10 protein-coding genes are annotated in these 14,007 nt (G+C 41.3%); 3 read left to right on the plus strand and 7 right to left on the minus strand.

Going from position 1 to position 14,007, the window contains the following annotated elements:
* Nucleotides 1-56: 56 nt before the first annotated feature.
* The 5 genes from OSH00_RS19925 to OSH00_RS19945 form a co-directional block, all read right to left on the minus strand.
* The gene (locus tag OSH00_RS19925) at nt 57-890 is read right to left on the minus strand and encodes an enoyl-CoA hydratase/isomerase family protein (RefSeq protein ID WP_266131869.1); all 834 of its coding nucleotides are present in this window, start codon (nt 888-890) and stop codon (nt 57-59) included.
* Nucleotides 891-907: 17 nt separating this feature from the next.
* Nucleotides 908-2,065, minus strand: a complete 1,158-nt coding sequence (locus tag OSH00_RS19930; RefSeq protein WP_266131870.1) for an acyl-CoA dehydrogenase family protein — start codon at nt 2,063-2,065, stop codon at nt 908-910.
* A 100-nt stretch (nt 2,066-2,165) separates the two neighbouring features.
* Nucleotides 2,166-3,779, minus strand: a complete 1,614-nt coding sequence (locus OSH00_RS19935; RefSeq protein WP_266131871.1) for an acyl-CoA carboxylase subunit beta — start codon at nt 3,777-3,779, stop codon at nt 2,166-2,168.
* A complete protein-coding gene (locus tag OSH00_RS19940; protein ID WP_266131872.1) occupies nt 3,776-4,687 on the minus strand; it encodes an SDR family oxidoreductase in 912 nt (303 codons plus the stop codon). Before OSH00_RS19940 ends, OSH00_RS19935 begins: the two co-directional genes overlap by 4 nt.
* Nucleotides 4,688-4,775: 88 nt before the next feature.
* On the minus strand, nt 4,776-6,566 hold the full coding sequence (locus OSH00_RS19945) for an acyclic terpene utilization AtuA family protein (protein WP_266131873.1): 1,791 nt from the start codon (nt 6,564-6,566) through the stop codon (nt 4,776-4,778).
* 167 nt (nt 6,567-6,733) lie between these two features.
* Between OSH00_RS19945 and OSH00_RS19950 the strand changes: the two genes are divergently transcribed.
* Nucleotides 6,734-7,333 carry a TetR/AcrR family transcriptional regulator gene (locus OSH00_RS19950; RefSeq protein ID WP_266131878.1) on the plus strand — a complete coding sequence of 200 codons (600 nt, stop codon included), beginning with the start codon at nt 6,734-6,736 and terminating at the stop codon, nt 7,331-7,333.
* Nucleotides 7,334-7,421: 88 nt separating this feature from the next.
* Nucleotides 7,422-7,832: a hypothetical protein gene (locus OSH00_RS19955; protein ID WP_266131874.1), complete on the plus strand. Its 411-nt coding sequence runs from the start codon at nt 7,422-7,424 to the stop codon at nt 7,830-7,832.
* 53 nt (nt 7,833-7,885) lie between these two features.
* Here the strand turns inward: OSH00_RS19955 and OSH00_RS19960 are convergent, their stop codons facing one another.
* Together OSH00_RS19960 and OSH00_RS19965 are read right to left on the minus strand one after the other, a co-directional pair.
* Nucleotides 7,886-9,055 (minus strand): acyl-CoA dehydrogenase family protein, encoded by a 1,170-nt coding sequence (locus tag OSH00_RS19960; protein ID WP_266131875.1) that lies wholly within the window; start codon nt 9,053-9,055, stop codon nt 7,886-7,888.
* 74 nt (nt 9,056-9,129) lie between these two features.
* A complete protein-coding gene (locus OSH00_RS19965; protein ID WP_266131876.1) occupies nt 9,130-10,293 on the minus strand; it encodes an acyl-CoA dehydrogenase family protein in 1,164 nt (387 codons plus the stop codon).
* Between the two features lie 194 nt (nt 10,294-10,487).
* On the opposite strand from OSH00_RS19965, the gene OSH00_RS19970 reads away from it, so the two are divergent.
* Complete coding sequence (locus OSH00_RS19970) at nt 10,488-13,844, plus strand: DEAD/DEAH box helicase (protein WP_266131877.1); 3,357 nt, start codon at nt 10,488-10,490, stop codon at nt 13,842-13,844.
* Nucleotides 13,845-14,007 lie beyond the last annotated feature (163 nt).

A 14,007-nucleotide genomic window follows, 5' to 3' on the forward strand; every position in this document is an offset into this window, starting at 1 on the left:
GATGATCTTGATTTTAATGATAAATCAATCACTTAAAATCAATCCTGATGTCTTGGCTATCCATCAAACCAATTCGGTTCTCGTTTTTGTATAAATGCCAAGGTTCCTTCCATGCCTTCTTCACCACCCACAGCCTGCGCAAATTGCTGTGCTGCATCATCCAACAGTGCTGTTAAAGGCTCATTTAAGGTTCGATGTAATAACGCTTTGGTCACACGAGAGGCTTGCGGCGCAGTCCGTTTGATTTGCTGAATGGTTTCAACCAACAGCACTGCCAATGCTTTTTCATTCTCAACGACTTCATGTACCACACCCACTTTCAATGCAGTGTAACCTTCAAAACGTGATCCCAATAGCGCCAAATGACGTGCTTGTGTCAAACCGATTCGTTTGACCACAAAAGGTGCAATCTGCGCAGGGATCACGCCTAGCCCTGTTTCAGGTAAGCCAAATTTGGCATCAGCAAGACTGATGGCGATATCTGAAACACAAGCCAAACCAAAGCCGCCCCCCAACACAGCACCTTCCAATACTGCAACTACAGTTTGCGGAGCTTGATCAACTTGTTGAATCATATGACCAAATTGGCGATTGAAATCAACATAAGGTTGCAGAGAGCCTACATTGATTGCTTCACCACGCAGTTTTGCCATATCTTTGATGTCACCCCCTGCACAAAAATGCCCCCCTTTACCCCGTAAAATGACCGCACGAATTGATACATCCTGTTCAATGACTTGAAATACTTGCTGAATCGCTTTGACCATATCCAAACTCATCGCATTACGACTGTCAGGTCGATTAAGCCATAAAGTTAAAATACTGCCCTCTTGTTCAAGTTCAATACTTGAATCAAATACCTGTGCTGTTAGCGATGGTGAAAGTGTCATCTCCATATTCTCCCTATTTATTTACGCTTGGACGGTAAAATATCCATCAGCTTACAAATAATACCGAGCATGATTTCATCAGCACCACCACCGATTGAACCTAAACGACCATCTCGATACAGTTGTGAAGCAGGGTTATCCCACATAAAGCCATTGCCTCCCCAAAACTGTAAACAACTGTCAGCGACTTCACGGGTCAAGCGTCCTGCTTTGAGTTTTGCCATAGAGGCTATTTCAGTCGCATTGCCACCAGCAACATGAATTTCACAAGCACGATAAGTTAAAGCACGTAAGGCCTCGACTTCTGTCATCAATTCAGCAAAACGGAAATGTACATATTGATTGTTGATCAAAGGTTGTCCAAAAGTGCTGCGCTCCTTGGTGTATTGAATGGTTTGCTGAATAACATTTTCTAAACCACCAATAGCATTGGCAGCCGCCCACATACGCTCTTCTTGAAATTGCATCATCTGCATCATGAAGCCCATGCCTTCTGCACCGACCAAGTAACGCTGTGGCACACGAACATTGTCAAAATAAACTTCTGCTGTAGTCGTTGAGCGCATGCCCAGCTTATTTAAAGGTTCTGAAAATGAGATGCCTGCGGATTTTGCAGGAACAATAATCATTGATTTGTTGACATGCGGTTTGTCATCGGACGTATTGGCAAGTAAACAGAAGAAATCTGCTTGCAGTGAATTGGTAATCCACATTTTACTGCCATTAATTACATAATCATCACCGTCTTTCTTTGCAGTGGTTTTGATCGCGGCAACATCTGAACCGGCATGCACTTCCGATACCGCAATGGAGGCAACATACTCACCTGCAATGGCAGGTGTTAAAAATTCATCACGCAATTCTTTGCTGCCAAAACGGGCCAAAGCAGGTGTTGCCATATCGGTCTGTACACCTATTGCCAGAGGTACTCCCCCACATGCTGCACGCCCAAGTTCTTCCGCTACCACAAGGTTATAGGAATAATCTAAGCCCAATCCCCCGTTTTCTTCTGGTTTACAAATCCCCAATAATCCCAGGTCAGACAGCTTTTTAAATACATCATGAATTGGAAAACGCCCTTCAGCTTCCCATGCTGGAATATATGGATTGAGTTCGGTCTCAACAAACTGACGTGTAGTACGGCGTAGTGCGTCATGCTCTGATGTAAATTTCATTATTTTTTTCCTTAAATTAAATCTGCTCTTATCACACTTTAACAAGAGAGTTTTTGATTCAAAATCAGTCCTATACATAAAATCATTTGAATTAGACAGTTTAAAGTCTCGACACGCCAAAACGGATTGGGTTCAGTTTTCGATGCTCAGCTTCATAAATTGTTTCAAGCAAGAAAATCAAAACCTTACGCGTATCTCTTGGATCAATGATTCCATCATCATGGAGCATTGCCGTATTGAATAAGGCGGTAGACTGTTGTTCTAATTTGGCTGCTGTACTTTGTTCCAAGAAGTCCAGCATCTGTTCATTCGGCTCCATCCCTGACGCTTTCTGTTTACCTTCTGCTACAATCCGCAACACCTTACCGGCTTGAGCAGAGCCCATCACTGCAACATGTGAATTTGGCCAGGCAAAAATAAATTGTGGTGACAGCGGACGACCACACATGGCGTAATTTCCTGCACCATATGACCCGGCGACGACAATTGAAATTTTGGGAACTGTTGTATTTGCCACCGCTTGGATCAATTTTGAACCATGCTTGATGATGCCGTTTTGTTCTGCATCTGTTCCAACCATAAAACCTGTGGTGTTGTGCAAAAACAGTAAAGGACGCTTGGTCTGCTCACACAGATGAATGAATTGAGCCGCTTTGGTTGCACCTTGTGGGGTAATCGGTCCATTATTGGTAATGATGCCAATGTGTAATCCACCAATTTTTGCCCAACCGCACACAGTCAATGCATCGTATTCCTGTTTAACTTCAAAAAAATCAGAATCATCTACAATCCTTGCAATCACTTCTTTCATATCAAAAGGCTGTTTGGGATTTGCAGGAATAATGCCGAGTAACTCTTCAGCAGGGTAACGTGGTTCTGGATAATCTCGCTTTAATTTTTGGGTTTGTTCTTTCCAATTGAGATGCTCAAACACCTCCCTTGCAATACGAATTCCATCTGCATCATTTTCAGCCAAGAACTCCGCTGTACCCGCAACTTGGGCATGCATTTCTGCTCCACCGAGCTCTTCAGCAGTCGCAACCTCACCTGTAGCAGCCAGAAGCAAAGGAGGTCCCGCAAGTAACATCTCGGTTTGTTTGCGTACAACAATGACATAGTCAGACAAGCCCGGCTGATATGCCCCACCCGCTGTTGCATTGCCATGTACCACAGACACTTGCGGTAAACCTGCCGCAGAAAGCCGAGCTTGGTTGGCAAAAGTCATTCCACCATAGGTAAAGACTTCAGCAGCATAATTTAAGTTTGCACCGCCACTTTCAGTCAGGGTCAGCATTGGTAATTTTTGTTCGAATGCAATCGCTTGTAGGCGTAAGGTTTTTTGCACCCCCATCGGAGACATCGTTCCACCTTTGATCGCACTATTGCTTGCAGAAATTAGACAGCGGACACCACTCACAAATCCGATCCCTGAAATAATGCCCCCTCCTGCATCTGAGCCATCTTTATCATCATGCATGCCGTAGCCGACTAAACCACACAACTCAACAAAGGGTGAATCCGCATCTAAGGCTAAACGAACACGCTCATGTGGTAAAATTTTGCCTTTCTTATCAAATTTGGCCTTGGCTGCATAAGACTTTTCAATGTTCTTATTTTGCACCGTGCGCACTTCTTTAATTTGATTCAGTAGCGCTTGTTTGTTCTGTTCATATTGCTCGCTGCCGACTGCAATTTCGGATTGGAGAACAGTCATGTATTTTCTCCTGTCGTTGAGTTATTCGATGAATTGCCTAATTGTTCTTTGAGTACATCTGGAATAAAAGCACGATGGAAACCATTGAATGATTCGCTATTCACAGCATCCGCCAGAGGATACATTCGCGTCCCTAAAGAAGCTGCTCCATCGATACGGAGTGTAACCCCAGAAATAAAACCTGCTGCTTCGGAAAGCAGATAGCAGATCGCAGAAGAAATTTCGGACTCTGTTCCCATACGTTTAAGTGGCACATTACCTGCCAAGCTTGGAATAATGAATTTGGCAAAATCACCTGAATAATTATCCATCCCTGATGAAATAATCCATCCTGGTGCGACACAGTTGACTCGGACACCTGATCGCCCCCACTCTACTGCGGCAGTTTTGGTCAAGTTATCCACACCAGAACGTGCTGCACCAGAGTGCCCCATCCCCGGCATTCCTCCCCACATATCGGCTGCCATATTGACAATACTGCCCCCATGTTTTGCCATCCATTGGTTGTATGCTTCTTTCATTAAGTAGAAAGTTGAATGCAGGTTATTGCGGACTACAGCATCAAATCCATTCGCTGAAATACCTTCTAAGTTTGAAGGGAATTGTCCACCTGCGTTATTGACCAGACCATCAAGCTTGCCAAATTTTTCTATCACTTCAGCAATCATGTCTTTGACTTGTTGTTCTTCACGGTTATCACAAACGATATGATGTACTTTCCCCCCATCGTCGCTGATTTCCTGGCTTACTCTATTGAGCTTTTCAATTTTTCGTCCAGTGATGACAACTTGAGCGCCTAAAGACGCCAATTCATGCGCAGTACAACGTCCAATACCCGAGCCACCACCTGTTACAACAATGACTTTGTCTTGAAAAGCATCTGATCTAAATATTGAGTGATAATGCATTGTCTTAATTCCAATTAATTTCTTTTAGATTCCTTGAACCCTTTTTAATATCTTTTATAAAAACGAGTTTTCCACTTTTATAAAAGACTTAAGAGGGCTTTAAATTCGCAGGGATTTTGACAGGCATATCCAACAGTTGCTGTGCGAAGGCTTTACCCTGCGGATCAATGCGTAAACTGGCAATGCCGCCACCACCGAGTGCATTTTCCAGCATAAAATTCAGCGCATTCAATCCAGGGATTTCATAACGAATCACTTGAGATTTTTCTGGGTCCAACACATGCTGCATATATGCTTTGACATTTTCTTCATTCAAGTTGGCACGAATCCAAGGCAAATATTCAGGTTGACGTGCAATCACCCCAATATTGCTATGGTTACCCTTGTCTCCACTACGCGCATGAGCGATTTCAACCAAAGGAACCGTTATTTCCTGAGCAGAAAATTGGGCAATGTCTCCAACAGGCAATGCATCATAGGTCTGTTCACTTGAACCTGATGGAATTTCAACTTTATGGCGCTGTCCAGCAATATCTATTTCTATATTGAGTGCTGATTTGTCCACCAAGAATGAAAAGAGTTTGATCACTGGTGAGGCTTTAGGGCGACCGCCAACGATACCCGCCAGTGCAGGTGCCATTCCTGTAGATGCTTGTGCAATTTCCGAAGCAAAAAACAGACATGCTTCTTTAAACATATGTTTTACTGCAATTTTGACCACGACTTCACGGCTTTGAATAGGTTTTGCATTGCCCCCATAAGTACTTTCAGTGCCCAATATCTCAACAGACTTTTCAGTAAAGGGCGGCACTGAACGTAAAGCTAAAACACGTTCGCATTTATTCAGGATCGCATCTGCAATCACCTGAGCTTTTTCTGGTGCTTCACGCCCTGCGATCAGAAAGCTCACCAACACCCGATATCCATCTGGGTAAGTTGCACTGACTTTATATTGCTGAGTGGGTGCTCGACCTTTTGCGCCAATAACCAGAACCCGATCCTGTTCCAGTTGCTGTAATGTTACTTGGCTAAAATCCGCAGTGACATCGGGTAGCAAATAGGCTTGAGGATTACCGATTTCATAAACAATTTGTTCAGCAACTGTCGCAGTCGAAACCAATCCCCCCGTACCTTTGGGTTTAGTTACAACAAATGAGGCATCGGATTTGACTTCAACAATCGGAAATCCCATATTGTCAAAACCTTGAACTAAACGCCAATCGGTGAAATTCCCCCCTGTGCATTGAGCACCACACTCAATGATATGCCCTGCCAGTGAGCCTTGAGCCAGTTTGTCATAATCATCCAAAGACCATTGATATTCATGCAGTAAGGGTGCAAGTACTACAGCAGAGTCCACCACCCGTCCTGTGATCACGATGTCCGCACCTTGATCAAGCGCATCACGAATTGGAATTGCCCCTAGATAGGCATTACAACTGGCAAGCTGATCGGGTAAGTTTTCTCCACTAAACATTTCTTGAATATTTTGTGTTTTTAAAGTGGTCTGTTGAGCAAGTAGATCATCTCCCAATACCACGGCAATTTTTAAATTTAAACCTTGAGCATCAATCACTTTTTGCAAAGCATCACGGCATGCCAAAGGATTCACCCCACCTGCATTGCTGATCACCTTGATCTTTTTATCGCTGATTTTTTTAAGTAATGGCGTCATCACCCGACTGACAAAGTCTAAAGCATAGCCATGCTCAGGATTGACCATCATCGCTTTTGCCATGATTGACATGGTGATTTCTGAAAGGTAATCAAACACAAGGTAGTCAATGTCAGACATATGTACCAGTTGAAATGCAGCAGTATTGGTATCGCCCCAGAAACCTGAGGCACATCCAATTTTCACAATACGCTGATCGTCCATTTTCACACCTATGTTGTTTTGATTGTTCTGAATAAAATTTATACATCAATCTACCAAGCAAGCGCTTGGTTTGTAAAGTGCAAAATGTTATCCTGAATTGGCAAATGTGTTAAAACGCATTTCAAACAATAAAAAAATGGCTTAACTTTATGGAAAAAAATGATCCGATGATCGCTAATTCAATCAATGATATTCAGTCCATTGCCTGTTTTGATGACAGCCCTAGAGGTCGTTTATTGCTGGGTGCTGCCTACCTGTTCCACAAACAAGGCTATGCCAAAACTACTGTACGTGAGTTAGCCAATTTTATTGGAATTCAATCAGGTAGCTTGTTTCATCATTTTAAAAGTAAGGATGATATTCTTGCCCATGTGATGCAACAGACCATTATTTATAATCATGCTCGTCTGTTGGATGCGATTCAAATATCAGATGATCCTGAGCAACAATTGAAACACTTAATTAAAGCTGAACTGATCTCTATTAGCGGTGATACAGGTTCAGCGATGGCTGTTCTGGTTTATGAATGGTTTGCTTTATCTAAACCTAGACAGGATGAGTTGCTTAAACTTCGCAATGCTTATGAGGACATTTGGCTGACTGTGATTGAAAAGCTACGTAAACTCAATAAAGTTCAACATGATGCTTTTATTTGGCGTCGCTTATTGGGGGGTGCAATTGCTTGGACAGTGACGTGGTATAAGCCCAACGGTAAAATGACAATGGAAGAATTGACTGAAACCGTTTTAAATATGGCTTTGAAATAAATATTGCTTGGTTTCTCTGCATCAATTGCATATTAAAAAAACCGAAATAAGTTAAGTTTTGTTTTATGATCAAACAGACAAAAAAATAATGCTTAAAACATATCCTCAACGATACATTACCGCCTCGGCAATTTACGCATTGGTTCAACGCTTTAACTTACCCTACGATCCTTTTATGCAAGATTGGGAATACGAGGTTGCTGACCCAAATCGTATTGATGAATTTATAGATGCTTATCTTTCAAATGAACTCAATGAAGACGAAAAATTTGCACTGATGGAAACGATTTTACAATCGTTTGAGGAATCGACAAAAATACTGGATTCAGATCAGCAATGGAGCACAATTCTTCAGCTTTTAGAAGATAACCTCGACATTCATGCAACGACGATTTGTTATTGGGCATGTGGAAATTCAGCTTACACGCTGTGTTGGAGAATAACGCCATATTTGCGGAAAATTAAACGTCGAAATCATTTAAAAATCGTCCCAAAATAAAAGAAATTCTCCGATTACATATCATTATGAGCAGATCATTTAAGATACAAAAATCAAAACCCCAACTGCTTACTGATCAAATCCTTCATGATTTCTTCCGCACCACCGCCAATCATGTTGACCTTTACTTCACGATAAATTCGCTCAGTCTTCGTTCCACGCATAAAACCCATTCCACCTAAAGTTTGTACAGCAGCGTCTGCACAAAATTGCATGCTTTGTGTCGCAACATTCTTTGACATACAAATCTGTGCAATTAAATCACTGCCCTGTAGTTCAGCTTTGCCCATCCGATAAGCAGTGTCCTCCAGTAAAGCGCGCGTATAGGTTAAACGCGTCGCCATATCCACCAGTTTATGACGAACCACTTGGTGGTCAACCAGGCGTTTACCAAAAGTTTTTCGATCTTTAGACCATTCCAAAGCCTCTTGATAACACACCAGTGCATAACCATAAGCCATAGATGCCAGCCAAAAACGCTCCATGTTAAAGTTTTTCATAATCACTTTAAAACCAGCATTTTCTTCTCCTAAAAGATTTTCTACAGGTACTTTAACTTGGTCAAAATGTAAATGTGCGGTGTCCGATGCCCACCATCCCATTTTCTTTAAAGGGGATTTGGTAATACCTTCACTATGTGCATCGACCAGCAGCATCGAAATCCCATTGGCGCCTTTTATATCAGGATTGGTTCTTACAGCAACAGTGTAATAGTCAGCTCGCATACCTGAAGTAATAAAGGTTTTTTCTCCACTGAGCCGGTAAAAATCACCCTCTCGTATCGCTTTGGTTTGCAATGCAGCAACATCAGATCCGCCACTCGGTTCAGTGATGGCAAGTGCAGAAATTTTTTCACCTGCAATAATTTGTGGCATTACTTGGTCACGAATATGAGGCTTTGCAAAATAATGGATAGGCGGCGTTCCAATGGTATGAATCATCAGTGAGATATGTACCCCACCTGAACCAGCTTTAGCTGTTTCAACGGCTGCAAGCAAAACATGAAATGCATCTGCATCAGGGATCCCACCATGATCTTCATCAAACCCTAACCCTAAAAGTCCGATAGATGCCGCTTTTCGATAAAGTTCTCGTGGAAAGCTTCCCGCCTCATCCCATTCATTAACATAAGGACTAATTTCTTTTTCAACAAACTTCTTCACACTGTCAGCAAATGCACGATGTTCAGCGCTGTAGTAAATCGGGTTATTTAAATGATCCATATCTTGTTATTCCCTGGTTATTTTTATGACACTGTATTTTCCATACAGTACTATCTTAATCAATTGCTCGAATTCTAATAGCCCAATTGACGACTGGCGAGATCTTTCATAATTTCTTCCGCGCCACCCCCAATCATATTCACTTTTACATCGCGATAAATACGTTCAGACTTCGTTCCTCGCATAAAGCCCATCCCCCCCAGCGTTTGTACTGCTGCATCTGCACAAAATTGCATGGTCTGTGTTGCAACATTTTTTAGCATACAGATTTGGGCAATCAACTCATTGCCCTGCATTTCAGGTTTTCCAAGGCGATACGCTGTATCTTCCAATAAAGCCAGTGTAGTGGTCAGGCGAGTTGCCATATCCACCAATTTATGCCGTACCACTTGATGATCCACCAAACGCTGGCCAAATGTTTTACGTTCTCGTGCCCATTCCAAAGCTTCTTCATAACAGGTTAAAGCAAAACCATAACTACTGGCAGCGAGAAAAAATCGTTCCATATTGAAATTATTCATAATCACCAAAAAGCCCATATTTTCAGCACCCAATAAATGATCTGCTGGAACACGAACTTGATCGAAATGTAAATGTGCAGTATCCGAAGCCCACCACCCCATTTTATCGAGTTTTGATTTGGTTATACCCTCACTATGCGCATCGACCAATAACATGGAAATACCATTTGGACCTTTGGCATCAGCATCCGTACGCACAGCAACCGTATAGTAATCTGCACGTATACCAGAGGTAATAAACGTCTTTTCACCACTCACGATATAGTCATTACCCTCTCGTACGGCTTTGGTTTTGAGCGCAGCGACATCTGAGCCGCCTGTTGGTTCTGTAATCGCTAACGCAGAGATTTTTTCACCCGCCAGGATTTGTGTGAGTACCGTTTGCTTAATTTCATCTGTTGCAAAGTGATTGATCGGCGGTGCGCCAATTGAATGTGACAATAAAGAAGCACACAACCCGCCTGAACCTGTTTTAGCCAGTTCAATTGAAGATAAAAGCACATGAAAGGCATCAGTTTCAGGGATCCCCCCGTAACGTTCGTCGAAACCAATCCCCAGCAAACCGATTTCTGCTGCTTTTTGGTAAAGTTCTTTTGGAAATGTTTCAGTTTCTTCCCATTCATTGATATGTGGCATTAACTCTTTTTGAACAAACTTGCGAACTGAGTCCGCAAAGGCAAAATGCTGATCTGTATAGTAAATTAGGTTATGTTTCATCCTGATGTGCTTCCCAGCATTATTTTTAAAAACTTATACTGACAGATTTTAAGGGTTTTAAAGTTGCAGAAATGATCATTTTATAATTAAAAACATGTCAATTTTGCTGAAAACTCATGTATTAATTTCAGCTTCCATTTCAAAAATCCGTTACACTCTTAATAATTTCATTTTAATTTTTAGCTCTACAAATAATGGCGACACTGAATCAATTTTTATCTCGTTTTAGCCCGGCAACTATTCAACGAAGCTTGAGTTATGTCAAAAAAATTGATCTTAAATCTCTAGAAATTTATCCTGACCGTGACAATTTGGTGATAGAGGCACAAGTTCAAGGGACAGATTATTATGAGACTGCTGTTATTTACAATCCGCTAAAAAATCAGATTGTCGATACTGACTGTAGTTGTGCTGTGGCCTATGATTGTAAACACGCAGCCGCCTTAGCGCGTCATTTTTATGATCAAGAAATGTCGGCTGCACTCACGCGACAGAATTTAAACCATTCAGAGCAGTCTTCAGCGACAACCAATCAAACTGCACATGGCACTGCAAAAGCTTGGCTAAATCAATTTAAACAGCAATTGGCTCAAATTCAGCCCAGCACCAAAAAAACACCTCATCAACTGGTCTATATCTTCCAAGCTAAAAATAACTCGGCTCAACTGCAACTTTGTGTATACAAAGTTCGTCATAATAAAGATGGAAAAATCCGTGATACAGCGCTGTATACCAGTTATGACAATGTACTCAATGAACGTTTGAAAGTCAGTCCTGAAGAAAAGAAAACCTTTAGCCACCTCTACTTTTTTGCAAAATTAAATTTTAACAATGCTCATTTTTATCCTTCATCATGGGATATTTCAGGTATCTATCAGGAGCATCTTAAAACTGCAGTTTTGAGTGGGGATTGTTATGCATTGGATGTGCAAAGACCCGCATTAATCTGGTCTGAACAAAACTATAAAATCGAATTTAACTGGCAATCTCAACCTGAGCAACAAACTGAAAAATTAAAAGCACAATTTTTCGATGATCAGCAGTCAGAAATTACGGATGAACATGCAAAAAACATCTACATTATTCATTCTCACCCATTAAGTTATCTTGATCTTTTGAAAAATCAAGTGGGTGCACTTGAATCATCCTATTCCAGTGAAATGATTGAAGAACTGCTCAATATGCCTCAGATGCCTGTTGAACTTATGCCTGAGTTTCAACAAGCGATTCAGCCTTATTCGTGTTTTGAAGACTTGCCACAAGCCCAATGTACACAAAGTGTTGATATTCTGACTGGAAAACCCATCCCTATTTTACGCTTCGGTACTCATCCGCAATATGATCGTTTAGGTCATATGCATCATTACGCATTTGCAGAAATTGAATTTGAATATCAAGCTGGAAGAATTAAAGCGGGTTTTCCTGATGAATGTTTTGTCAGCAACATTCAGCAAAAAACAGTACGACAACAACGTGATCTTGTCGTAGAAAAACAACATGTTGATGCATTGATGGCTGCGATTCCAACGCTGCAATGGATCAAAAAAATACCGAAAAGCAAAAGACCTGCATTTGAAAATATCACCGAAAATTCAATTATTTGTGCAGATCCTACAGCATGGATTGACCAGTTGATCCCTGAAAATAAGATTGAACTTCTTGGCTGGAAAGTGGAACATACAGCCGACAGTCAATTCAATTTACGTGCCACACAGAATTTGCAGCTGTCTTTGACTGAATCGGAAAAAAAGCAAGATTGGTTTAATGTCGGCGCAACCATTCAAGATGTGCATGGGCAAACCTACAATCTGATTGACCTATTGGGTTATGCTATTCAACATAATCCACACCTTTTAGAAGACGATTATATTGCACAAATGAAGGATGAAAGTTTTCTCATCGTTCATTTAAAAGAGGCTCAATCTCAATTGGCATTAAAAGTACAAGACATTAAGCCTATTCTGATTTATCTCAAAGAAATTTTACGTCACCCAGAATCTGCATCATTAGATCAATACGATGCTGCACAATTTTTAGATTTACAGCATCATTTGGGTATGCCGTGGCAAAGTAGTGAGCGCTTACAGATATTTGCTGAAAAGCTGCAAAGTAGTTATCAGCATCAAATTGCGACGCCTAAAGGCTTTCAAGGAGAATTACGCCCCTATCAACAGCAAGGTCTGGCATGGTTGCAGTTTTTACGTGAAACTGAACATGGTGGTATCCTTGCTGATGATATGGGTCTAGGTAAAACTGCGCAAACGCTTGCGCACATTCTCATCGAAAAGCAGGCAGGTCGCCTGAAAAAACGACCAGCCTTGATTATTGCGCCTACCTCTCTGATGCATAACTGGCGTAAAGAAGCGGAAAAATTTACCCCGGAGTTAAAGGTTTTAGTGCTTCAAGGCCAAGATCGTTTGGAATATTTCCAAGATATTCAAAATGCAGATGTTGTGCTGAGTACCTATCCATTAATTGGTCGTGATGAAGCGTTTTTATTGCCACATCAGTACCATATGCTGATTTTAGATGAGGCACAAAACATCAAAAATCCGCGGGCCAAAGCATCTCAAGTGGTTCGTCAAATCAAGGCAAAACACCGTCTTTGTTTAACAGGCACCCCGATGGAGAATCATCTAGGTGAACTATGGTCTTTATTCCATTTCCTCATGCCAGGTTTTCTATACAGCCAAGAGTTATTTAATAAAAAATATCGCAATCCTATCGAAAAACATGCGGATATAGCGACAAAAGCCAAGCTCATTTCTCGTATTAAGCCATTTATGTTGCGTCGTTTAAAAACAGAAGTTGCTAAAGAACTTCCAGAGAAAACGACAATTGAAGTCAATATTGACATGAATGAACAGCAATCCAAACTCTATGAAGCTGTTCGTGCAACAATGCAAAAAAATATCCGGGAACTCATTGCAGCCAAGGGTTTCCATCGCAGTCAAATCCAGATTTTAAGCGCCCTACTCAAACTCCGCCAAGTCTGTTGTCATCCTAGCCTTTTACAGCTTGATCAAATTAAAAATCAAAATGTTGAATCTGCTAAATTGGATCATTTATTAGATATGGTGCAAGGCATGGTTGAAGAAGGACGCAAGATTTTGATCTTTTCCCAATTTACAACCATGCTTCAACTGATTGAAGAACATTTGAAAGCATTAAACATTCGAAATGTAAAACTGACAGGACAAACTAAAAAGCGTGACGAGGTGATCACGGCATTCCAATCAGGAGAAATTCCTGTTTTCTTGATCAGTTTAAAAGCAGGTGGTGTCGGACTGAACCTGACCGCTGCTGATACTGTGATACATTTTGATCCATGGTGGAACCCCGCTGCGGAAGATCAAGCCTCTGATCGTGCATGGAGAATCGGTCAAGACAAACCTGTTTTTGTCTATAAACTGATTACCAATCAAAGCATAGAAGAAAAGATTTTAGCTTTGCAAAAGAACAAGGCAAATCTTGCCAAATCCGTATTGAGTATCGATCATGAAAATGAAGTGAAATTGTCAGAAGAAGATGTCATGAGTTTGTTGGATTGAAAGGTCCAGGATAAGCGTGAAGAGGTTGAACAGAAGTTAGATCCCATACCTCAATACCAAAAAAGCCCCGTCATTGTGATGGGGTTTGTTTTTTTGTATTCAATTACTTTTTAGCATCTTTTAACTTAACGTTTTTTTCATTTTATTTTGCCCCTTTGTGTTA

The sequence above is a fragment of the Acinetobacter nematophilus genome, assembly GCF_026344175.1.
Taxonomy (GTDB): Bacteria; Pseudomonadota; Gammaproteobacteria; order Pseudomonadales; family Moraxellaceae; genus Acinetobacter; species Acinetobacter nematophilus.

Coding starts and splice junctions, on each gene's coding strand:
- OSH00_RS19925 (WP_266131869.1), bottom strand. CDS start 890: ATGACACTTTCACCATCGCTAACAGCACAGGTATTTGATTCAAGTATT.
- OSH00_RS19930 (WP_266131870.1), bottom strand. CDS start 2,065: ATGAAATTTACATCAGAGCATGACGCACTACGCCGTACTACACGTCAG.
- OSH00_RS19935 (WP_266131871.1), bottom strand. CDS start 3,779: ATGACTGTTCTCCAATCCGAAATTGCAGTCGGCAGCGAGCAATATGAA.
- OSH00_RS19940 (WP_266131872.1), bottom strand. CDS start 4,687: ATGCATTATCACTCAATATTTAGATCAGATGCTTTTCAAGACAAAGTC.
- OSH00_RS19945 (WP_266131873.1), bottom strand. CDS start 6,566: ATGGACGATCAGCGTATTGTGAAAATTGGATGTGCCTCAGGTTTCTGG.
- OSH00_RS19950 (WP_266131878.1), top strand. CDS start 6,734: ATGATCGCTAATTCAATCAATGATATTCAGTCCATTGCCTGTTTTGAT.
- OSH00_RS19955 (WP_266131874.1), top strand. CDS start 7,422: ATGCTTAAAACATATCCTCAACGATACATTACCGCCTCGGCAATTTAC.
- OSH00_RS19960 (WP_266131875.1), bottom strand. CDS start 9,055: ATGGATCATTTAAATAACCCGATTTACTACAGCGCTGAACATCGTGCA.
- OSH00_RS19965 (WP_266131876.1), bottom strand. CDS start 10,293: ATGAAACATAACCTAATTTACTATACAGATCAGCATTTTGCCTTTGCG.
- OSH00_RS19970 (WP_266131877.1), top strand. CDS start 10,488: ATGGCGACACTGAATCAATTTTTATCTCGTTTTAGCCCGGCAACTATT.